This is a genomic window from Ramlibacter monticola (assembly GCF_016722785.1).
GTDB lineage: Bacteria > Pseudomonadota > Gammaproteobacteria > Burkholderiales > Burkholderiaceae_C > Ramlibacter > Ramlibacter monticola.
On record NZ_JAEQNE010000002.1, the window covers coordinates 118,768 to 141,231 of the forward strand.

General features: G+C 63.5%; 18 protein-coding genes. 12 read left to right on the plus strand and 6 right to left on the minus strand.

Going from position 1 to position 22,464, the window contains the following annotated elements; genetic code table 11:
* Positions 1–130: 130 nt before the first annotated feature.
* Positions 131–1,129: a hypothetical protein gene (locus JJ685_RS08570; RefSeq protein ID WP_201673838.1), complete on the minus strand. Its 999-nt coding sequence runs from the start codon at positions 1,127–1,129 to the stop codon at positions 131–133.
* A 97-nt stretch (positions 1,130–1,226) separates the two neighbouring features.
* On the opposite strand from JJ685_RS08570, the gene JJ685_RS08575 reads away from it, so the two are divergent.
* From JJ685_RS08575 to JJ685_RS08595, 5 genes are all read left to right on the plus strand, one after another.
* A complete protein-coding gene (locus JJ685_RS08575; RefSeq protein ID WP_201673839.1) occupies positions 1,227–1,493 on the plus strand; it encodes a hypothetical protein in 267 nt (88 codons plus the stop codon).
* A gap of 307 nt (positions 1,494–1,800) precedes the next feature.
* Positions 1,801–2,448, plus strand: a complete 648-nt coding sequence (locus JJ685_RS08580) for a hypothetical protein (protein ID WP_201673840.1) — start codon at positions 1,801–1,803, stop codon at positions 2,446–2,448.
* Positions 2,449–2,518: 70 nt separating this feature from the next.
* On the plus strand, positions 2,519–4,507 hold the full coding sequence (locus JJ685_RS08585; protein WP_201673841.1) for a hypothetical protein: 1,989 nt from the start codon (positions 2,519–2,521) through the stop codon (positions 4,505–4,507).
* Positions 4,508–4,522: 15 nt separating this feature from the next.
* Entirely contained in the window at positions 4,523–5,599 is a 1,077-nt protein-coding gene (locus tag JJ685_RS08590) for an ATP-binding protein (RefSeq protein ID WP_201673842.1), read from the plus strand.
* Positions 5,600–6,051: 452 nt separating this feature from the next.
* Complete coding sequence (locus JJ685_RS08595) at positions 6,052–7,059, plus strand: hypothetical protein (protein ID WP_201673843.1); 1,008 nt, start codon at positions 6,052–6,054, stop codon at positions 7,057–7,059.
* Positions 7,060–7,422: 363 nt separating this feature from the next.
* On the opposite strand, the gene JJ685_RS08600 is transcribed toward JJ685_RS08595, so the two are convergent.
* Entirely contained in the window at positions 7,423–7,797 is a 375-nt protein-coding gene (locus JJ685_RS08600; protein WP_201673844.1) for a hypothetical protein, read from the minus strand.
* A gap of 254 nt (positions 7,798–8,051) precedes the next feature.
* Positions 8,052–9,314: a type II restriction endonuclease gene (locus JJ685_RS08605; RefSeq protein WP_201673845.1), complete on the minus strand. Its 1,263-nt coding sequence runs from the start codon at positions 9,312–9,314 to the stop codon at positions 8,052–8,054.
* A 200-nt stretch (positions 9,315–9,514) separates the two neighbouring features.
* On the opposite strand from JJ685_RS08605, the gene JJ685_RS08610 reads away from it, so the two are divergent.
* On the plus strand, positions 9,515–9,982 hold the full coding sequence (locus JJ685_RS08610; protein WP_201673846.1) for a DUF411 domain-containing protein: 468 nt from the start codon (positions 9,515–9,517) through the stop codon (positions 9,980–9,982).
* A 256-nt stretch (positions 9,983–10,238) separates the two neighbouring features.
* Here the strand turns inward: JJ685_RS08610 and JJ685_RS08615 are convergent, their stop codons facing one another.
* Both JJ685_RS08615 and JJ685_RS08620 read right to left on the minus strand, forming a co-directional pair.
* Complete coding sequence (locus tag JJ685_RS08615) at positions 10,239–10,496, minus strand: hypothetical protein (RefSeq protein ID WP_201673847.1); 258 nt, start codon at positions 10,494–10,496, stop codon at positions 10,239–10,241.
* 186 nt (positions 10,497–10,682) lie between these two features.
* Positions 10,683–11,120 carry a hypothetical protein gene (locus JJ685_RS08620; protein WP_201673848.1) on the minus strand — a complete coding sequence of 146 codons (438 nt, stop codon included), beginning with the start codon at positions 11,118–11,120 and terminating at the stop codon, positions 10,683–10,685.
* Positions 11,121–11,243: 123 nt separating this feature from the next.
* On the opposite strand from JJ685_RS08620, the gene JJ685_RS08625 reads away from it, so the two are divergent.
* The 5 genes from JJ685_RS08625 (at position 11,244) to JJ685_RS08645 (ending at position 20,320) form a co-directional block, all read left to right on the plus strand.
* Positions 11,244–12,533, plus strand: a complete 1,290-nt coding sequence (locus JJ685_RS08625; RefSeq protein WP_201673849.1) for a TolC family protein — start codon at positions 11,244–11,246, stop codon at positions 12,531–12,533.
* Positions 12,530–14,173, plus strand: a complete 1,644-nt coding sequence (locus JJ685_RS08630; RefSeq protein ID WP_330901732.1) for an efflux RND transporter periplasmic adaptor subunit — start codon at positions 12,530–12,532, stop codon at positions 14,171–14,173. The genes JJ685_RS08625 and JJ685_RS08630 overlap by 4 nt, the downstream gene beginning before the upstream one ends.
* 9 nt (positions 14,174–14,182) lie before the next feature.
* Positions 14,183–17,371, plus strand: a complete 3,189-nt coding sequence (locus JJ685_RS08635; protein ID WP_201673850.1) for an efflux RND transporter permease subunit — start codon at positions 14,183–14,185, stop codon at positions 17,369–17,371.
* Positions 17,372–17,506: 135 nt separating this feature from the next.
* Complete coding sequence (locus JJ685_RS08640; RefSeq protein ID WP_201673851.1) at positions 17,507–19,756, plus strand: copper-transporting P-type ATPase; 2,250 nt, start codon at positions 17,507–17,509, stop codon at positions 19,754–19,756.
* Positions 19,757–19,945: 189 nt separating this feature from the next.
* Positions 19,946–20,320, plus strand: a complete 375-nt coding sequence (locus JJ685_RS08645; RefSeq protein ID WP_201673852.1) for a DUF4148 domain-containing protein — start codon at positions 19,946–19,948, stop codon at positions 20,318–20,320.
* A gap of 154 nt (positions 20,321–20,474) precedes the next feature.
* Here the strand turns inward: JJ685_RS08645 and JJ685_RS08650 are convergent, their stop codons facing one another.
* On the minus strand, positions 20,475–21,890 hold the full coding sequence (locus JJ685_RS08650; protein WP_201674709.1) for a bifunctional enoyl-CoA hydratase/phosphate acetyltransferase: 1,416 nt from the start codon (positions 21,888–21,890) through the stop codon (positions 20,475–20,477).
* Between the two features lie 263 nt (positions 21,891–22,153).
* Between JJ685_RS08650 and JJ685_RS08655 the strand changes: the two genes are divergently transcribed.
* On the plus strand, positions 22,154–22,453 hold the full coding sequence (locus JJ685_RS08655; protein WP_201673853.1) for a hypothetical protein: 300 nt from the start codon (positions 22,154–22,156) through the stop codon (positions 22,451–22,453).
* The last annotated feature ends 11 nt before the right edge of the window (positions 22,454–22,464 follow it).

Genomic DNA, 22,464 nt, shown 5'->3' on the forward strand with positions numbered 1-22,464 from the left:
GGTCGAACAGCCGGAGCCCGTAGAACGACACGTCGCAGAGCGGTCGCGGACCGATGGCAAGTCGAAGCGTTGTCCCAAGGCGGAAGTCAGGTCCTCTAGATGTCCCCGAAACCACTGCTGGGGGCGCTTGTCATCTTGCCAACGATGTGCGAGCAGGGTCAGACAGGTCAAGAAAGGCTCCAAAGCCGCGGATTCGCGCCTTGATTCCATTCAGCATGACCGGGTCCGCTGCCTCCCAGGGCGCGTTCGACGTCGCTGCGGCCTCGCTGTACCACAACGGATCAAACAAGGCTCCGCATCGGCCGTCGAAGAGTAACTGGACCATGACTTGTCGATGCTGCTCGGCAGACAGCTCTAAAGTCGAGCGCAGGTAGAACGGAGCCATTTGCAGGCAAGCGGCACTTTCTAGGAATAAGTTTGGCAAGGGCGCTACCAGCCGGCCGTCATGTCGCAGTCGCGTGAGGACTCGTTCGAACATGTTCATGACAACGATCTTCAAAATGCCACTGCGGTCCAGCAGCACGGCATCCAGCTGCATCTGCCAGTACGTCCATTTGGTGAGATCCCATATCGCCCTGCCGACGCGGCGGGCGCATGCAAGCAGGAGCAGACAGGCAAGGTGCACGAGAGCTGCGCCAGTCGAGTGGGAGAGAAGCGCTTTAGCTTCACTTGAAGTCAAACGCAGCCTCGGTCGATGGTGAGGTCCTTCCAGGATTGCAGCGAGTTCCTGAGGGTGGCTAGTGGGAAAGCGGTACTTTTGAGGGCTCTGGCGGCAATCAAGGAGCAGCAGAAGAGGATGGAAATAGGCCGAAAAACTGCCAGGTACGATGAGTTCAACCCGCAGTAGCTGGTCAAGGCTGGGGTGGGTCCTTCCGCACTGATACTGAGACCATTTACCGGTGTGCTGCCGTTTGCCTGACTCATCGCGGTAATGGCACTCGGGATCGAGCCAGCGCTGAAGTTGGGTGATCCCGTGCGCTTCGGTCGCGGCAAACAGGAAGGCAAGCCAGCTGGCAGTTCTCGCCGCATCTTCCGGGTGGCATCCCTTGGCGGCGCGCACGCTATCCCACTGTCCGGCATTGCTCAACAGCGAACGGACGCACTGGTGCATTTCCTCAAAACGGGGCATGGACGCTTGGCCAGTGAGTAGCACAGTTCCGCTGATGCTACTCAGTTGCGAGTCGCCCTGACCAGACTCATGATGTCCCGAACTAGGCGTAACCAGCATGAACGGAGAAGCCCTCGAAGCGCAGCTCTTTGCCATCCATGGCCCAGTGATGGGCGGGGAAGCATTGCGCAAGGCGCTGGCGTACCCCTCTCAGGAGGCGTTCCGCATGGCCGTTGCTCGAGGAAAGTGCCCGGTGGCGGTATTCAGCATCCCTTACCGCCGTGGTCGATTTGCACTGGTGGAAGATGTGGCGGCCTGGCTACGGAGCCAAGTACACGGCGCACAACCATCTCAGCAGCATAGCTCCTCTGGAGGAACCCAATGATCTAGCCAACAAAAAGGCCTCGCGCGCCAACGCGAGGCCTCTCTGCCCTGAATCCTCAGTACCCTGATTCCTCAGGCATGCAAACGTGCATGGCAGCAGTCACTGTCCGTGCATTATCCAGCCCCCCTCGGACGGCCGTCAAGGGCCCGCCCGCATGCCTGCCGCTCGCGTTCTTGACCTAGCGCGGGAGCTCTTCTGATCCAGAACGTCCGTGGAGGTCATCCATGGAAAACGACTCGCCTGCAAGCGCGAAGCGAGGTCACAGCTTCGCGACTCCCGTACACAAGCACCGCAAGGAGCCCGCGCCATGTGGGAGCTGAAGGACCACAAGTTCGGGGGGCTGCCGGGTGTTCACCCACGCGGAGAGGCACGCTTTATCGACCCCGTCGAAGTCCAGTTTGTCTCCGTTCGCAATGAATTGCACGCCGAGAACTGGATGTTGCGCCGCTTCGATCCCGAAACGCTCCGATTGGAGGTGCCTCAATCGGCTCACACTGCCGTCATTGGTGGCACAGCCTACCAGGAACGCTTTTCTTTGATCGTGGATCGGCGTGATGGCACGCGTTTCGCCGACGTCGTCGTTGCCCGCCCAATCTCGGACGTGCGACAGCATGCTCTGCGCGCAGTAGCCGCTGAACATGGCTTGCAGGCTTGCGTGCGAAGCCGCGAGATGGTGCGAGCGAACGGAGTCCACATAGCCAATGTCTCGATGATGCGGCAGCGCATGACGCTCTATGCAAAGATCCCGTGCGAGATCGAGCAACAAGACGTCGTGCGTTCCTTGGTCCGCGAACCGATGACGCGCATCGAACTGATGGAGGTGCTGCGGAACAGCAAGGGCCTCCAATACGTGGAGCAGATGGATTGCCTGATCTTTCGAGCTTACCTCGCCAAGCTCATCGACTTTGACATCCAAGTGCCCTATGGCCCCAGAACCGTCCTCCAAGCGCTATAAGGCTGATCGCCGCTGCTGGCCTCCAGCGCTTTTTGTACTGGAGGATTGGCCTGCCCCGGATATGGCGCGTATGGGGCCGTCCGACCGCAAGCGGTACGAACGGCTGCGTGCCGCGTTCGAGGCATACGCAGCCTGGCAGCCACTGCAGGAGTGCCTCAAGAAGGCGGGGGTGAGCTACGCCCGTTTCCATCAACTTCTTGGGCGCTGCCTGGCAATGCATCGTGACGGAAGGATCCAGGGATTCCGGGCACTTAAGCGAGGTGCACACTTGCGCCCCAAGCGCCGGCAGGCTGGTGTCACAGCCGCGAAAGACCCTCGAGGGGGATTCTCTGGAGCCTTCGGCCAACTCCTCGAACTCCATTCCGCCATCAAAGAAGGCTTGGAGGCCTTCCTGCTCGCGAAGAAGCCTCATGGTCGGCGGCCGAACAGGGCAACCCGGCACGAGCTGAAAAAGGAGCTAGAAAGGCTTTGCCGCCTCGAGGGGCTCACCGAAAGGGAGTATCCCTTCAACACCGGAGATAAGGCCGGCTGCGCGGTATGGAAATGGAAGAATACAACGTTCCTTGAGGAACACGCCCTTGATTTCATCCGTGTCGAAAATGGAGAGTTGGCGGCCAACCTCTGGGAGTTCGGCGAAGGCGACGGGGAGGGCAAGCCCTTCTACGGTCCTATGGAAGCATGGGTAATCGACGAATACACGGCGGACGCACGCGGCAAGAAGCGCATCAAGTCGGAGTCTCTCGGTTGGCTGCACGCCGAGGCCCAGCGATTCACTGGCATAGCCATGTCAGATCTCAACTCGTCGGCCTCCCTAGGGGACAGGTTGATCTTTGACAGCGCCGTCACGGTGAGCGACTTGCTGGAACTCGTTTGCGACGCCATCTTTGGGAGTCAGCCTCCGATTGCTGATCTGCCAAATGAGCTGGAGCCTGGCGCAGCATTCCCGGTGGATGCCGAAGGACTGTCTCACTATTTGCGCTACAAGGTGCCCAAGGCCATCTATCTCGATCGCGCACTTGCGCATCTTGCCAACGAGTTCCAGTTCGCGCTGCACGCACTTCTTGGCGGGTTGGTGAAACTGGACTTCCCGTACCAGCCGCACTCCCGTGCCCAGATCGAGCAAAAGAACTCGGCACGCACCCACCTGCTGCACCAACTCATCGGAACTACCGGCACAGGACCGCAAGATCCTGTGCGCAAGGTTGCTGACGCGGTTCCCAAAGACTTGATAGACGCAGACGTCCTTGCGGGAGCGGTATCGGCGTTTTCCCGCAATCAGAACGTTCTGCCGTGCGAGGCCGTTGCCTATCTCACGCCATTGGAGTACTTGCGCCGGCGCGCACAGCGAGGGGACATTACGCTGGAAAGTCTGCCCGTTGATTGTCGTCACAGGTACTTCTTCTGCCTGCCCAGAAGGGTGACCATTCGCATGGACCTCACGAAAGGCAGAAGGCCGCACTTCATATTTGAGTATGCGGAGTACCGAAGCGCGGCACTGAACAGCCGTGTGGACCTCGACAGGCGCTTCATGTGGGTGCGTTACTGGGGGGCAGACCTTCGCACCGTCATGTTGTATTACCCGGACGGCTCCCCCTTCGGAGAGGTGCATGCCGTCGGCCGATGGCAGAAGTTTCCCCACTCCATGTGGTTTCGCCTGCTCTTTGGGAAGCTCAAGAAACATAAGGCGTTAGGGCCGAGGGCTGAGGATCGGCCGCTTGAAGCCGTGTACCACTACTTGCGCGATGTAGCTACCCAGGACCGTCGGGCGGCCGCTCAGCTCGCGCGCGTGGAGCAGATGCTCATGGCTAGCGATGGAATAGAGTTCTTCGAAATTCGGCGAGACATTGAAGACCTTCGGGTTCAGGAGGCCCGGGTCGCCGAGGCACTGAACCCGGTTGGGGATCGTACACCAGACGGGTCTGTCTCTAACGATGAGACCACTGCTGCAAGCGACCAACAGCCCGTGCCCGACGCACAGAACCTTGCCCGGCCTGAGCCAGGGGTCGCGACGCCCCCCCCAACTGCGCCTGGCGCAGTGTGGAAGCCCTTGCGACGCTGACCAAGGAGTTTGCAAATGCCTTTCCCCCCTGAAATGCAGCCGAAGGAGATTTCCTTCCCACCCTTGCCACTGACAATTAGGGAGATCGCGGAAAACGACAAACGACGCGCGATTCTCGCTCCCGTGGCAGTGTGCACGCCGGAGATCATGCGATTGGCAAAGGCAATACGTGACTGGATTGCGACGGATCTTCCGGGGGCCGCGGTGTACGGAAAGATGCGCAATGGCAAGACATGGGGCGTCGAGTACGCAGTGGCCATGCTTCCGCACCTGCTCGATATGCCATTGGGTATCGTTCGCTGGGAGATGGACACTGAGCACGAACGCACTCCAAGCCGACGGGAATTCATCCAGGACCGTCTTGTGCAAGCAGGCTGCTATGCGATCTCTCACAGGGATATCGCACAACTCAAGCGGCGTCTGTACGACCATCTCGAGGGTATTGCAATGAAGGCGGGAACACATCGCCTCCTGCTGGTCATGGATGAAGCCCAGGTACTGAATCTCACCCACTACTTGGTACTCAAAGGCATCTGCATCCAACTTGTTAAGCGAAAGCTGATGCCGTTCGTGTTGCTTGTCGGCCATCCGGAACTCTCGGATGTGAGCACTGGGTTCGTGGAGACCAGCGCGGTGCACCTTCTGGCTCGATTCTTCTGTCGCGAGCATTGGTTCCGCGGTGTGGCCAAAGAAGATTTTTCCACAGTGCTGCCCGGATTCGACGAACCTGATCAGGATGATGGGACATGCTCGGTGCAGCGCGAGTTTCCCACGGCCTGGAATGCGGGTTTTCGCGTAGCTGGACTTGCGAGTTCGTACATCAAAGCCATCGAAGCGATCGAGTCAAAGCAGCAAGTAAAAGGGGGCTTACGTTTACCTATGGAGTACATGCGGATCTCGCTCGCGGTGTTGCTTCAGCAGTGTCAAGAATCCGGCAAGGATCCTGGAAAACTGGAGGCCTCGGATGTCTTGGAGGCTATCCACAGTTCAGGGTTCTTCAAAGTACTGATGTACTACACCAAAGCGGAAGAGCATGAAAGCGATCTGGACAAGAACTGGTTCAAGCATTCGACGCCGAAGAGAAAATCTTGAATAGGCCGATCTCCATGGCGCGAAGTGCGCCAGACACAGTAGCTCCTGTACCTGATGCGAGCCTGCATCTTCCCTCGACGGCCTCAATTTACATGGCGTGGTGCACCTATATCACGCGCACCGGTACGTCATTAGCGGAAGTCATGGCAAAGATTCCGGGTAAGACGGAGAAGATGCAGTTTCACTCGAGCCCCGTCTGGAGTAGCTACAGGCTGGGAACCCACAGGCTTGTGTTGGAGCGATTTGTCACTGCAGAACTCGGGCTTGATCCCGGGCGGGGACAGGTCTTGTTTGGACGCAGCATCATGGACATTCGCGGCCTCGCAGTCCTGGACAGGGATCTTCGCTCTTGCGCAGCTTGCCTGAGGCAAGGTTTTCACAGCATTGTGTACCAGCACCCGGCAGTAACTACGTGTCCGGTACATCACAGCCTATTGAACAGCCGCTGCTTCATGTGCGAATTCCGCCAGCGCGTGACCTTCGTGGACATGACGGCCGATCCATTCGCGTGCCCCGAGTGCGGCTACTTGTACCTTGACCCGACGGCCGCGTCGCAAGACAGTGCGCTGCTCAATGCGCGAACCGAAGAAATTCATCGGGCACTCCAAGTGGAGGAGAGACCTCGCGACTATGGGCTCTTTGGCGGACGCTTGAGTCATTCCTCGAGCGGAGTTGTAGTGCTGCCCGAGGAAATGGCGACCGCCGCGCGGGTTGCCAGCAGATGCGCGGCATTCCCCAACGAGGGTTCGAAAGCCGGATTTCCGCGATTTCGGGCGCTGTGTTTCGGCGTACCGTCAGAGGGCAGCGACCCCTATGGCGAGGCGCGAAAAAGGGCACGCGAGAATGTTACGAAGGAGGTCATTGGCTGGGTTCGGCGACAGTTTCCGTCACATGCGCAAGCTGCAGCGCGGGTACTGCCTCTGATCGGGAGGGAACCGGGTGGCCTGCGCCTGAACGTCCGCATGCCTATGTTGACTGCAGCCATTTGCACCATGCTTGTCAACTACCGGCTGCAGGCGCCGTTCTATCACCTCGTGGTAGAGGAATCCGGCCGTGAGTGGACGAGGCTGGTGCCATTTGATCCCATTTCTCATTCCGAAGAGCCGCTCACGGCCGGCGCGGCGGGATGCGTGATGCTGCTGGAAATGCTCGGATGCCTAGCTTTCTGCATAGCCAGACTGGCTCGCCTGAAATACACAAGGGAGGTTGCCTGGCCGTTGAGCAGCGCCGAGTGCACCTACTTCGTGGCAGCTTGTGGGCGTATGGGACACGACCGGTCACTGTTGCGCGTTCGCACGCGAGCCGACGAAGTATCGGTCATTCGGCTTGCGTGGCGATACGCAAACCGATGGCTCGATGGAGATTCAGGTGCCGTGACTGTAGGCAATCTTCTTCTGCCTCCATACGTGGGTCATATCAATATCAAACAGATCCAGCGCCTTGGTCGGTGCGTCGTCTAACCAGAGGTTTTCGACAATCTTGGCCCGGGGCGGATTTGATGTCGCGTGTCGCGCTCAACTCAATGCTCAGTGCTCGTGTGATCGACGTCTGCGCCTCGGGAACGCCGATATACACTCCCGTTGCAAGATCGCGCTCTGACGAGTTCTGAAAGATGCGCAAGCATTGACTTGCCCTGATCGTCGAACCGTTTATTCCTGGGGGACGGGTCGGATGGGGACGGGCGGATAGTGGTGGCGACGGCCCAGCGCTGCCGAGGCAAGTATGCACCGATGCGCGTGAAGGGAGCTCTTGGACCTCTGGCTGACTCGGACGTGCTGCTATCGCGCTCTCAACTTGCGGATTCCCCCCAATTAACCACACATTTATCCTGCCGGCCCAGGCCCCGCGCCGGTGATGGCGGCAGCGATCGCGCCTTGCACCTCCGGCGTCACGTCGCGCTCGGCAGAGATCATGTTGATCTCCTTCCATCGCTTCCAGGTGTGGCGCGCGTCGGCATGGCCACCTGCCTGTCCCTGCAAGCGGTAGATTCTGCCGCTGCTGGTTCGACCGCACCCCGTCGCAGGATCGAAGCTTTCGACGGCGGAGCTGACCTGGCCATGCCGATCCTCGACGGAGTGGCCGACGAAGTGCCGCGTCCACGGCTGGCCATCGCCGAGCAGCGGTACTTCGTACACGCTCCATGAGCGCAGAGTGACGCTAGGGCGGTCTTCCACGGGTGCAATGAGCCAGACAGGCATGCGGATCTCCTGTGCCCATGTACCGAACGTTCTTCCGGATAGCTCTAGGCGGGGGCCGGGAAAGGTCGATGCACGAACTGTATGTATGTACAGTCTACTATAGCCTGTTCCCCTCCGACAACAGGAAAGCCTAGCCCGTGATTACCTGCGAAATTCAGGGCGGCTCACGTACCCATGCGGCGTGCAACGACCACCGTGTCCGGATAGCGATCGCTCGATGCGGCCAAACGCAAGCAGTGCAGCGCCTGGGAAGTTCAGAGTTGCTCGGAAATCTCCAGCAGCGGCTTCAGACCAGCCCCGAAACGACGAATGGCAGGCCCGTGCTCCTTCACCTGGCTGTACGGCAAGTACCTGATGCCCAGGTCGGAAACCTTCGAGAACGCCGGACGCCGCACTTGCTGCGCGACCTCATCGCGGCGGTTGTCGGGCGCCACCAGAAACAGCTTGCCGGAGGATGCCATCGGCGTGCCGAGCGCCAGGTCAAGCATTCGGACGATCCCCGAAAAGATGGAGGTCGAATGCTCCACCTCGAACGCAGCGACGATCTGATGCGAGGCACGGTCTAACCAGACCACATCGATCAAGCGCACCGACTCCAGCCCAGAGGAAGCGGAAGTAGGCATCTCCGTGAGACAACCATCTCCCAGTACACCGTCTGCGTACGACCGGCTGCGGTCGTTCGAGGCAATCCAGACATCAAAATCCAGTGAGCGGCCGATGTCGCGCAAGGTGCCCTGCATGGCCGTATGGGTGGTATCGCCCGCATCGGCCTCCGCCCAAGCCTTTCGCGCAGCTGCGGTTTCCTCCCGTACGCGCGCCAGGTCGGTCTCCCAGCCGGCCAGCACGCTGTCGTCACCGGTCCGTGGCGGCGCAGGATAGCGGCCGCTGCCGATGTCGAACAGCAAGCCGGCAATCGCGCCGAGGTCGTTCGAAAGCTGCTGTCGATGCGTATCGTTCAGCTTCAGGACTCCGCTGCGCATCGTCAGGTAGTGATCCCAGCGACCGAGCTTCACGTTGCCACCGGTCAGGGCATTGAAACCCTTCACGATTGCTGTATTGAACGGGGGTACCAGCGTGGGATGAATGAAGTACAGCAGGTTGGCAACTGCGGGCCCAAGTCCCTTGATGCAGCGTGCGTCAATCTTTCGAATGGCTTCGATCACCTCGTCGGCGGTGCTGCAGCAGTTGCATGTATCGAGCAGCCGCGCGAAAGCGCGCTGGTTCTCCGCGTTCTCGTAGATGTCCGGGATGCGCAGCTTCGGCTTCCAGAGGAACGCGTGGTCGGCCCCCTTGAAGATCTGGCGCTGCTCCGCGACGGACCCGACCACGGTTTCGAGCGAGGAGCCGCGGTACGTCACGCCGAAGCTACCTGCTTCGATCTCCCGCACCACCTGCGAAATGCCACGCCGGATGGAGCGGAAGTTCTTCAGCCGCTGATCCCAGAGAAACCAGGTGCGGTAGGTGCTGCGCGGGTCGTCTTTCCAGCGGGAAATCAGGGTGGCTACAGGGTCGCTCATTGCTGCTTCGGGTTCCAGTGCCGAACCACTGTACTTCAACACTGGTGCCGGTCCATTCTTGCCCGTTGACGACGCGCAACCGGCACGCAGATTACGGTTTTGTCATCTTGCGCGGATCCGTCGGGCCGAGTTGCTCTCGCTCAAGTCCAGCGGCGGGTCGAACCCTAGGATCGCCTCATGCAAGTGACTTGGAGAAACCGATGAACACCGTGATCAGCCGCCGCGCGCTCTTGCTGGCCGTGGGCAGCATGCCTTTGGCCGGCTTGGCGCAGCAGTCCCGGAAAGTGCCCGTGGAGGTCTGGAAAGACCCGAGCTGCGGGTGCTGCAAGGACTGGGTCAAGCACCTGGAGCAGAACGGCTTTTCAGTGACCATGAACGACACTGGCAACAACCAAGTACGAGCTCAGCTCGGCATTCCGCAGAACCTGGGCTCCTGCCATACCGCGGTCGTCGGCGGGTATGCGATCGAGGGACACGTTCCCGCGCGGGAGATCCAGCGCCTGCTAAAGGAGAAGCCCGCGGCTATCGGGTTGAGCGTGCCTGGCATGCCGGTGGGTGGGCCTGGCATGGACGCGCCTTCGTACAACGGCCGCCGCGACCCGTACGATGTGCTTCTGGTCCTGAAGGGCGGCGGCGTCCGGACCTACGCGTCGTACAACAAGGCCTGAGTTCAGGGCGCGGCGCGGCATCACCGCGTCGCCATCATGGGGCCGGATCAGCAGCAGCCGTGTCCGCCTGGGGGATACCGGCCGGCTGTCCTCCTACAGTCACCGTCGCGCGACGCGTCTGCTCCGGGCTCGCTATCCACGCCGGATAGGGCGGCTCGCAACGCGAGCAGGATCAGGACGCCGGCACCAAGGATGATCAGGATCCAGCTGAAAGGGAGCATTCGGGTCTCGTGGTAATGCCGGGACGCACAAGTGCTCAGTCTTTCGGATGATCTGGTTCGACTCGCTTGCTCACCGGATCAATCACCGCCTTTTCCTCCTTCGACGCATGCTCTTGCGGCTGCTTCAGGCTCTTCTGCGCGTGCTTCTTGGCCACGTGTTTCGGGCCTACGGCAGTCGCGGGCTTCTCGCTTCCAGAGGTCTGCGGCTGCGCATGGCCCACGTTGCATGCAAGGCTCCCGAAAGAGGTGCCCGCAAGCAGAGCCGCGATCAGTGCCGGAACGATCTTCTTCATTGAGTCTCGGTGTGTGCGTGTTGTTCGGAACCCGCCGAGCGCGGGAGTTGTGCGGAATATAGGATTCAACCGCGCGTGCACTCGTGATTCACATCAACGTCGGCTGGAGGCGGCGAGTGAATTGAGGCGCGCCTGCCACTGATGAATTGCAGTCGCGATGAAATTGACAAATCGGTAATGTCGGTGTCACCCATTCGTTATCGCGAGCGGTAGCCGTGCTGCCAAACTCACGGCGGCTCCAAAGCCGTTGACTGACATCAACTGCAGAGCAGGTATGACACCTATGATCGATTTCACCTCCTGCGCCTCAGCATGCCACCGCTTCGCAAACACCTCCGCCATGTAGCTGCCCTCGTGCTGCTCGTGTGGCTGTTTGCGGCCGGCGCTGCCATCGCGAAGGTGTGCGTCGCGCACGTGCACATGGAGGATCCCGAGGGCTGCTGCGCCACCATGCAGGTGGCAAGCGCGCGCGTGGATGTCATGGCCGAGGCTGTTGCTCCCGCACAGCCCGCGCAGCCCTGTCTCGCGGATGTCCGCCCGGCACAGACCATTGCGGCTCCTGCACGGCAGCATGCCCAGCACCCCATTCCTCCTTCCTGGAACGACAGCGGTCAGCAGATACATCTGGTGCTCCAGCGCCTCGCGTTGTAGCGGCCAGTCCTGCCCCCGTATCCGCCACCTGCCGTGCGTAGGTGCTCGTGGACGCGGCTCTGCCGCATCCTGTCACCCGTTCCCTGGAGTATCTTCATGTCGCCCCTGTCGCGCCGTATCCGCCTTGGCACGCGCGTCCTCTTGCTCCCCCTCGCTATCGCAGCCGCGTTCGGAACCTCCGCCCAGGTCGCACCGCTTGGCTCTGACCTGCCTTCGCTTCTTGAATACGCGCGCAGCCACAACCCCGAACTAGCTGCCATGCAGCGCGAGGCCGATGCCGCCGCCCAACGCATCCAGCCCGCCGGTGCCCTGCCGGACCCCGTGCTGCGGGTGGAACTGGAAAACATCAACAACTTCGAAAACGGCGGCAACTTCAGCCTCCTGCCGAGCAAGGTTGGCGAGACCAAGTACACGCTGATGCAGCAACTGCCGTTCTCGGGCAAGCGCGAATTGCGGCGTGCCGCGGCTTCGGCCGACGCCAACCAGGCGCAGGCGCGAGCCGCCGCGACCTGGGCCGAGCAGGCCATGAAACTGCGCACCGCCTTTGCACAGTATTACCTCGCCAGCCACTCGGAACGCATCACCCGGGATCTGCTGGACTTGGTCGTGCGCCTGGAGCAGGTTGCCCAGACCCGCTACGCCGGCGGCCTCGCGCCGCAGCAGGATGCGATTCGCGCGCAGCTCGCACAAACTGCGATGCGCGCTGAGTTGATTGGACTATCAAAGGAAAAGCGCCAGTTGCAGGCCCGCATGAACGCACTGCTCGGCCGCGCGCCTGGCTCGACTCTCGCGGATCCAGTGGCGCTTCCGCCCGTACCCGCCGAAGGGGCTCTGAATCAGTCCGTCCTGCTGGAGCGCGCGCGCGCGAACAACCTGAATGTGAGGACGGAGACTGCGCGTTTGCAGGCCGCGCAGGCCAACCGCGACCTCACCGTCCGCAATCGCTACCCGGACTTCAACGTCGGGCTCTCGCCCACCCAGATGGGCTCCCGCATCACGACCTGGGGGATCATGGTGGAACTGAACATCCCCCTGCAGCAGGACACGCGCCGCTCGCAGGAAAGCGAGGCTGCCGCGATGGTGGAGGCGGCCCGGTCGCGAGCCGAAGCGGCGGCGATCCAGGCGGCAGCGGATGTCGAGGAGCAGCTGTCGGCACTCGAAGCTGCGCGCCGCAATGAGAGCCTGATCGGGACCCGCCGCTTGCCGCAGTCCCAGCTAGTGCTGCAATCGGCGATCGCTGCCTACGAAACCGGCAAGGTGGACTTCGCCACATTGATGGACGCCCAGCGCGAGACCGGCACGGCGCGGCTAGACCTGCTGAAGGCACAAGTGGAAGCGCAGCTGCGCATCGCTGAAATCGAACGTACCCTGGGAGAGCCGCTGTGAAGAACAGTACCGTCGCAACCCTCGCCGTAGCCATGGCCCTTGCCGGTGTCTTCGTCGGCAAATCGTGGGACTCGCGCCACCAGACTGCGGCGCAAAGCGCAGGGCCGGTCTCCGGCACGGCCGCGCCGGCGGCGTCGGAGCCTGCGGCCCGCAAGATTCTGTACTACCGCAATCCCATGGGCCTGCCGGACACCTCGCCGGTGCCCAAAAAGGACCCGATGGGGATGGACTACATCCCCGTGTACGAGGGCGAGGACCAGGGTGGCGGCTCCGGCGGCGCCTCGCAGGTCCGCATCAGCCCGGACAAGGTGCAGAAGCTTGGGGTCCGCGTGGAAGCTGCCGCCATGCGCCCCCTCGGGCGCCTCGTCCGCGCCAGCGGCCGGGTGGAGCCCGACGAGCGGCGCGTGTACACCGTCACGGCCAAGTTCGAAGGCTACGTCGAGAAGCTGCACGTCAACGCGACCGGCCAGCCGGTGGGCCGCGGCCAGGCCCTCTTCGAGGTGTACAGCCCCGAGCTCGTGTCGGCGCAGCGTGAATACGCGATCGCCGCGCAGGGCATGCGCGCGCTGGTCGACGCGGGCAGCGAAGCCGCCGGTGGCATGAAGCAACTCGCCGAGTCGAGTCTGCTGCGTCTTCGCAACTGGGACATCCCAGCGGAACAGGTGGAAGCGCTGGCGCGTTCCGGGGAGGTACGCCGCACCGTCACCTTCCGCTCGCCGATCTCGGGCATCGTCACCGAGAAGAAGGCTGTCCAGGGCATGCGCTTCGGGCCGGGCGAGACGCTCTACCAGGTCACCGACCTCGGCGCCGTCTGGGTGATCGCGGATGTCTTCGAGCAGGACATCGGGACGATGCGTCCTGGCGCTCGTGCCACCGTGCGGATCAACGCGTATCCGGACAAGACATTCAGCGGCACGGTGAGCTATGTGTACCCGACACTCAAGGCCGAGACGCGGACAGTGCCGGTGCGCATCGAGCTGCCGAATCCGGGGCAGTTGCTCAAGCCGGCCATGTTCGCGCAGGTGGAGCTGCCTGCGGGCGATACGCGGTCGGTGCTGGCGGTGCCCGATTCGGCGGTGATCGACAGTGGCACGCGAAGCATGGTGCTCGTGCAGGTGGGGCCGGGCCGCTTCGAGCCGCGCGAGGTGAAGCTCGGAACTCGCGGCGAGAGCCATGTGCAGGTACTGGAAGGCGTGCGCGAAGGCGAGGAGGTGGTCGTGGCGGCCAACTTCCTGATCGACGCGGAGAGTAACCTCAAGAGTGCCGTGCACTCGCTTGGCGGCCACGCCGGCCATGGCGTTCCCGCTCTCGGCGCCGCATCGGCACCCGTCCCGGCCGCCCCTGCGGGGGCGGGACACAAGGCCGAAGGGGTGGTTGACGGCATCGATGCCAAGGCCGGCACGGTGAGCCTGAACCATGGCCCGATCGCCAGCCTGAAGTGGCCGGCCATGACCATGGAGTTCAAGGTCGCCAATGATGGACTGCTGCGCGGGGTGAGTCCGGGCGCGAAGGTCCAGTTCGAGTTCGTGGAGCGCCAACAGGGCGAATGGGTCATCACGTCGATCGCCCCCATGGGCGGCACGGCTCCTGCCACGGCGCCAGCGCGACCGGCGGCCAAGCCCGGCCATTCGGGTCACTGAGGGGCCGGCATGCTATCGAAGATCATTTCCTGGTCCGGGCGCAACCCGTTCCTGATCCTGCTGGCGACGCTGTTCGTCACCATCTGGGGTGTCTACGCCGTCATGAAGACGCCGCTGGACGCCCTGCCGGATCTCTCCGACGCTCAGGTGATCGTCTACACCGAGTACCCAGGCCAGGCGCCGCAGGTCGTGGAGGACCAGGTCACCTATCCGCTCACCACCGCCATGCTGGCGGTGCCCAAGTCGAAGGTGGTGCGCGGCTTCTCGTTCTTCGGCGCATCGTTCGTGTACGTCATTTTCGAGGACGGCACCGACATCTATTGGGCACGCAGCCGGGTTCTCGAATACCTGAACTTCGCCTCGGGGCGCATGCCCAAGGGCGTATCGCCGCAGCTCGGGCCGGACGCGACCGGCGTGGGTTGGGTCTACCAGTACGTGCTGCTGGCGAAGGACCGCACGCTTGCCGAGCTGCGCAGCATCCAGGACTGGTTCGTGCGCTACCAGCTCACGAAGGCGCACGGCGTGGCCGAGGTGGCCTCCATCGGCGGCTTCGTCCAAACCTACCAAGTCACGGTCGATCCGGCCAAGCTGCGCTCCTTCGGCATCCCGCTGTCCAAGGTCACACAGGTGATCCGCGACTCGAACCGCGACGTCGGCGGCCGGGTGGTGGAGATGGCCGAGACCGAGTACATGGTGCGCGGCAAGGGCTACCTGCGCGGCCCGGCCGACATCGAGCAGCTCGCCGTCAAGAGCGAAGGTGGCACAGCGGTGCTGATCCGCGACATCGCCCGGGTCGAGCTCGTTCCTGACGAACGTCGCGGCCTCGCCGAACTGAACGGGGAGGGCGAGGCAGTCTCCGGCATTGCGATGGCACGCTATGGCCAGAACGCGCTCGAAGTGATCCACAACCTGAAGCAGAAGATCACGGAAATCTCGTCCGGGCTGCCCCCAGGCGTCACGATCGAATCGGTCTATGACCGCTCCGACCTGATCCATCGCGCCATCGACACCCTCAAGCGCACCCTGCTGGAGGAAAGCCTGATCGTGGCCGCGGTCTGCATCGTGTTCCTGCTGCACGTGCGCTCGGCGCTGGTCGCCATCCTGATGCTGCCGGTGGGCGTGCTGATCGCATTCATCGCCATGCGCTTGCTGGGCATGAACTCCAACCTGATGAGCCTGGGGGGCATCGCGATCGCCATCGGAGCGATGGTGGACGCCGCGATCGTGATGATCGAGAACGCCCACAAGCATCTGGAGCGGCTGCCCGCCAGCCACACAACCCGCGATCGGGCCACGGCGATGCTGGAGGCCTGCAAGGAGGTGGGGCCAGCGCTTTTCTTCTCGCTCCTGATCATCACCGTGTCCTTCCTGCCAGTGTTCACGCTGGAGTCCCAGGAAGGGCGCCTGTTCTCCCCGCTGGCCTACACCAAGACCTTCTCGATGGCGGGCGCAGCGCTGCTGTCGGTCACGCTCGTGCCGGTGCTCATGATGCTGTTCATCCGCGGCCGCATCATGCCGGAGGCGAAGAACCCGGTGAACCGCTTCCTGATCTGGGCGTACCGGCCGATGATCGCCTGGGTGATGCGGTGGAAGAAGACCACCATCCTGGCGGCCGTGCTGATCCTGCTGGCAACCGCGTATCCCGCGAGCAAGCTGGGCTCCGAGTTCATGCCGACGCTCAATGAAGGCACGCTCCTGTACATGCCCTCCTCGCTGCCTGGCATGTCGATCACCAAGGCGGCCGAACTGATGCAGACGCAGGACAAGATCATCAAGAGCTTCCCCGAAGTCGCCTCGGTGTACGGAAAGGCCGGACGCGCCAACACCGCGACGGACCCGGCGCCGGTGGAAATGTTCGAGACGGTGATCAACCTGAAGCCCGAATCCGAGTGGCGTCCGGGCATGACCACTGACAAGCTGATCGCCGAGCTTGACAAGGCGCTGCAGTTCCCGGGCGTGTCGAACGCCTGGACCATGCCGATCAAGGCCCGCATCGACATGCTGTCCACCGGCATCCGCACGCCGATCGGCATCAAGGTGTTCGGCAAGGACCTCGGCGAGATGGAGAGGCTCGCCAAGCAGATCGAGGCTGTCGTCAAGACGATTCCGGGCACCACCTCGGCCTTCGCCGAGCGCATCACAGGCGGCTTCTATCTGACCATCGAGCCCGATCGCGCGCAGCTCGCGCGCTACGGGTTGTCCGTTGGCGAACTGCAGGACGTGATCGGAACCGCACTGGGAGGCGAGCTGGTGACCCTCACAGTGGAGGGTCGCGAGCGCTACGGCGTGACGGTGCGCTATCCGCGTGGTCTGCGCGCGAACCCGCAGCAGATCGAGCGCGAGGTGCTGGTGGCCACCGCCGACGGCCGTACGATGGTTCCGCTGGGCCAGGTCGCGAAGGTGCAGGTGACGCGCGGAACGCCCGGCATCCGCACCGAGAACGCGCTGCTGTCGGCATACATCTACGTGGACATTCGCGACCGCGACATCGGTTCGTACGTTGCCGAGGCGCGCAAGGCAGTCGCCGATCAGGTGCAGTTCCCGGCCGGCTACTACGCCACATGGAGCGGCCAGTTCGAGTCCATGGAACGGGCGATCGAGAGGATGAAGATCGTCGTCCCCGTCACCCTCCTGATCATCTTCTTGCTGCTCTATCTCAACTTCCGGCGACTGACCGAAACGCTGATCGTCATGCTCTCGGTGCCGTTCGCACTGGTAGGTGGCGTGTGGCTGATGTGGTGGCTGGGCTACAACATGTCCGTGGCGGTCGCGGTTGGCTTCATCGCTCTAGCTGGCGTGGCGGCGGAAACCGGCGTGGTGATGCTGATCTACCTGGACAACGCCTGGCAGGAGATCCGCCAGAAGTGCGTCATCGAGGGCCGCACGCCCGGCGTGGCCGATCTGTACCACGCCATCATGGAGGGCGCCGTGGAACGCGTGCGCCCTAAGATGATGACGGTGGTGGCCATCATGGCTGGCCTGCTGCCGATCATGTGGGGGACGGGGACCGGTTCCGAGGTCATGAGCCGGATCGCGGCGCCGATGGTCGGGGGAATGATCTCCTCCACGGTACTGACGCTCGGCGTGATTCCGGCCATCTATGCCCTGGTGAAGGAGTGGGAGTTGCGCCGTGCCGGCAAGCGTGCCGCGATGCATGCCGCGCAGGCCCAGGGCGCTGCTGTTCCTGGCGGAGGCTAGCCGGACCTCCTTGGGAGCAGTCTCGGATTGTGCGCCGCCCATCGGCAGGGTGGCGCACCTGGCGGCTGGGCTTGACCTTTCCACGATGGGAAGGTTGAGACTTGGAGAGAAGCCAATCAGAACAAGAGGCTATCCATGCAAGACCATACCGCGCACAGGCACGACGGGCACGAGCATCACCATCACCACGTGCACGAGGAGGGCGGTGCGCAGCACGAGCACCAAGGCCATCCGGGTAGTCATGCTGGGCCTGGCGCCTCAACGGCGGCCGTTCCGGCTGCGCCAGCGGCCGGCACGATCTACACCTGCCCGATGCACCCGCGGATCCGCCAGGATCACCCGGGCCACTGTCCGATCTGCGGGATGTCGCTGGAACCGCTGATGCCCACCCTCGAGGAGGGTGACCCCGAGCTCGAGGACTTCCGTCGGCGCTTCTGGTGGACGCTGCCGCTGACGGTGGCCGTGACGCTCCTGGCAATGTTCGGGCACCGTCTGGGCTGGATGGATCCGGGAACGCAAAGCTGGGTCGAACTGGTGCTGACCGCGCCGGTCATCTGCTGGGCCGGGTATCCCTTCTTCGTGCGTTTCGCCCAGTCGATCGCCAACCGCAGTCCCAACATGTGGACGCTCATTGGCCTGGGGACCGGCGCTGCCTTCATCTACAGCACCGTGGCGACCATTGCGCCGCAGGTGTTCCCGCACTCCTTCGTGGAGATGGGGCGGGTGGCGGTGTATTTCGAGGCCGCGGCCGTGATCGTGTCACTCACCCTGCTTGGGCAATTGCTGGAACTGAAAGCCCGCTCCCAGACTTCGGCGGCCATCAAGGCGCTGCTGGGGCTTGCGCCCAAGACGGCACGCCGGCTAAAGCCCGATGGCAGCGAGGAGGACATCCCGCTCGATCACGTGCACGTGGGCGACCTGCTGCGTGTCCGTCCCGGCGAGAAGGTTCCAGTCGATGGCGTCGTGGTGGAGGGAAGAAGTTCAGTCGATGAATCGATGATCACCGGCGAGCCGCTCCCGGTAGGCAAGCGGCCGGGTGCCAATGTGATTGGCGCGACGATCAACACCAGCGGTGCCCTGGTCATGCGCTCGGAGCGGGTCGGCTCCGCGACCATGCTGTCGCAGATCGTGCAGATGGTGGCGCAGGCCCAGCGCTCCCGCGCGCCGATGCAGCGCATGGCCGACAGCGTGGCCGGCTGGTTCGTGATCGCTGTGGTAATGATCGCGGTGCTGACATTCTTCGTCTGGGGCATGTTCGGCCCGCAGCCCAGCTGGGTACACGGCCTGATCAACGCCGTCGCGGTCCTGATCATCGCCTGCCCCTGCGCCCTGGGGCTTGCCACGCCCATGTCGATCATGGTGGCGACGGGCCGCGGTGCGACGCAAGGGGTGTTGTTCCGGGATGCGGCGGCCATCGAAAACCTGCGCAAGGTGGACACGCTGATAGTCGACAAGACCGGAACGCTCACGGAAGGCCGGCCGGCATTCCGCCGCGCCGTGGGAAGCAATTGGTACAACGAGGAGGAAGTGCTGCGCACCGCAGCGAGCCTGGACCAGGGCAGCGAGCATCCGCTCGCGATGGCGATCGTGTCGGCCGCCCGGGAAAAGGGGCTCGTACTGGTAAAGCCTGAAGGCTTCGACTCGGAATCCGGTATCGGCGTGCGCGGCACGGTCGACGGCCGTTCGGTGGAGCTCGGCAACACCGCGCTCATGGCGCAGCTCGGGGTCGACGTGCAGTCCCTCGCGGCGGATGCGGAAGAACTGCGCACCGAGGGCGCAAGCGTAATGTACCTGGCCGTCGACGGGCAGCTCGCCGGGCTGCTGGCGGTCGCGGATCCCGTGAAGGAGACCACTCCTGCGGCACTGGCCGCGCTGCACGAGGCTGGCTTGCGCGTGGTGATGGCGACCGGGGACGGCTGGACGACGGCGCGTCACGTGGCCCAGCGCCTCGGGATCGACGAGGTGCATGGCGAGGTCAAGCCGGCCGACAAGCTCGCCCTGGTCGAGAACCTGCAAGGAGGCGGCCACGTCGTCGCCATGGCGGGCGACGGCATCAATGACGCCCCGGCGCTCGCGCGTGCCGACGTCGGGATTGCGATGGGAACCGGCACCGACGTCGCCATGAGCAGCGCGCAGCTCACGCTGGTCAAGGGCGACCTCCGCGGCATCGCCGCGGCGCGGCGGCTGTCCGACGCCACGGTGGGCAACATGAAACAGAACCTGGGCTTCGCCTTCGTCTACAACGTGGTCGGCATCCCGATCGCGGCGGGCGTGCTGTATCCGTTCACGGGGTTGCTGCTCTCGCCGATGATCGCCGCCCTTGCCATGAGCCTGAGCTCGGCCTCTGTCGTCTTCAACGCGCTTCGGCTGCGCCGGAGTGCCTGAAATCAGCATGAGAGGGCGGCATGGGAGCGTGCAGCCTGCTTCGGCCGGAAGCACCAGGCTCAGCGATGGCGAAAGCGTAATGTGCAGGTCACAGCGTGGTCAGCGCCCGACACCTACATTGAGAGCGTGAGAAGGGTTTTCTCACTGCTGCCCGAGGGCAGCCACATAACGATCCAACGGAGGTAATCCATGTTGACCCGCAAGAACACCATAGCCCTAATGCTCGCCGTCGTTGCTGCGCCTGCAGCGTTCGCCCAGGCCGATGCTGTCTGGGTTGGCGGTGAAATCGGTTGGGCCAGCCGGCAGGTGCAGGGAACCCTCACCCGCGCGCAAGTGCAGGCCGAATTCGAGCGGTTCCGCGCCAACCCGATGCTGGCCGACGGCTCTACGTACGTCGGTGGCGAGCGCGGCTACCTGGAGCACCGGCACACCTATGACGTGCGCGACGGCGTGATGGTTCATAAGCCGCCGTTCACCGCAACGATGGGCATCAATGCCGCTTCGCCGTATGAGCGCTCCCAAGTGCGCCCCGGCCGGGAGCCCTGGGAAGTGATGCCGTATTGAGCTTTGTCACACCAATGGGGCCTCCGGGCCCCTCTTGACGTTCAGCGGCATTCTCTGGCCGATCGATCCGGGGCTGGCTGCGCAGCAGTGAGCTCATACAGCCCCAGCTTGATCGAGGAGGAGCCGGCATTGAGCGCCAGCACGAGATGTTCCGTCATGCCGGCAAGCTCACGCTTTCGCGCCGCGCGGCCACGAGGCGGCCCAACGCCGCCGATGCCAGCCGCACGCGCACCGAGTCGGCACGGCTGGTGAGGATGATGGGTACGCGCGCCCCCACCACGAGCCCGGCGGCATCTGCGTTCGCCAAGTACATCAGCTGCTTCGCCAGCATGTTGCCCGATTCGAGGTCCGGAACCAGCAGCACGTCGGCCTGACCGGCTACCGGGGAGACCAGCGCCTTCGTCCGCGCCGCGTCGAGGCTGATGGCGTTGTCGAATGCAAGGGGCCCGTCTACGATGGCGCCCTCGATCTGCCCTCGGGTGCTCATCACCGTCAGGGCGGCGGCGTCCAGGGTGGCGGGCATGGCCGCGTTGACGGTTTCGACCGCCGCCAGCACCGCTACGCGCGGACACGCGACGCCCATGACATGCAACAGGTTGACGGCGTTCTGGCAGATGTCGCGCTTCTGCGCGAGCGTCGGTGCGATATTGACCGCGGCATCCGTGATCACGAACGGCTTCCCATAGCTCGGCACGTCCATCACGAAGGCGTGGCTGATGCGCCGCCCGGTGTGCAGGCCGGATCCGGGAGCCACCACCGCCGCAAGAAGTTCGTCGGTGTGCAGGCTGCCTTTCATCAATGCGCCCACGCGCCCATGCACTGCCAGTTCGACGGCACGGCAAGCTGCGGCATGGCTATGTTCCACTGGGTCGATCGCGACGCCCTCGAGCGAAACCCCAGCCTGCTCCGCCGCGAGCCGGATTCGGGGCTCTGGGCCGATCAGCACCGGGTCGAGCAGGCCCTGGTCGCGTGCTTCAATTGCGGCGACCAGCGCGTCCTTCGAGCAGGGATGGACGATCGCCGTGGGCAGGGCGCCGAGGCCGCGAGCCTCGCGCATCGCCTCCTCGTAGCGGTCATGGCGCTGCACCATCACATCCGGCCCGGGCACACGGGGCCACTCGACGGGCTGAAGCGGAGCGAGAACGGTGGCGACGCCCCTCAGCACCACTTGGCCGCGCTGGTTCGAGCATTCCGTGGCCAGCCGCACGCGCCCGTTGTCCAACTTCTCTGTCACGGTGACCGTGGCTGTGACCAGATCTCCTGGCTCCACGGGAAGTGTGAAGGAAAGCTCTTGTCCGAGGTAGATCGTGCCCGGCCCCGGAAGCTCGGTCCCCAGCACGGCCGACACGAGCGCCGCCGTCCACATCCCGTGGACGACGATGTGCCCGAAGCGCTGCGTTGCCGCGAAGCGCGAGTCGAGGTGGGAGGGGTTGACGTCGCCGGAAACCGCGGCGAACAGCGCGATGTCGCGATCGGAGGCGACCCGCGTCAGGGACGCGCTGTCCCCAATCCGAAGATCGTCGAAGACGCGGTTGCGCATGACGGCGGCGTTTCCCGCAGGAGCAAGCATCGCACTCATTGTTGTTCTCCCATGGCGCTGCGCAGCAGCGTTGCATCATGATCCGGCGCACTGCGAGGGTGTGCCTTGACGCGGGGCAAGCCCGCACGAGAGTCCACATGGAACTTTCGCAGTGATCGACGCGCGAGCGGTCGAAAATGTAATGCGAGGGTCACGGCAGCGTCGGCGCCCGCCGCCTACATTGACATCGTGAGACGGGGTTCTCACTGCCACCCGAAGGGCGGCACCCCACAACGATTCAACGGAGGTCACTCATGTTCGCGTTCAAGAGCACCATCGCCCTGCTGTCGGCGACCCTGTCCGCATCCCTCGCTATCGCTTCGCCTGCGCAGGAACCCGAAACGCCCGGCACCGAAGGCCCGAAGATGGCGGCCGAGGCGATCCACAACGCGAAGGAGCACGGCATCTCCAATGCCGCGAAGCAGCCGATCGCGCAAGCGGCCGGGAACGCGAAAGCCCAAGCGGTTGCCGAAGACATTCACCTGAAGAAGCAGCACGGCAAGATCAACGATTCCGCCGATCAGCGGATGCTGCGGGAGGCGTCCAGGCTGTAACGCGCGCAGCG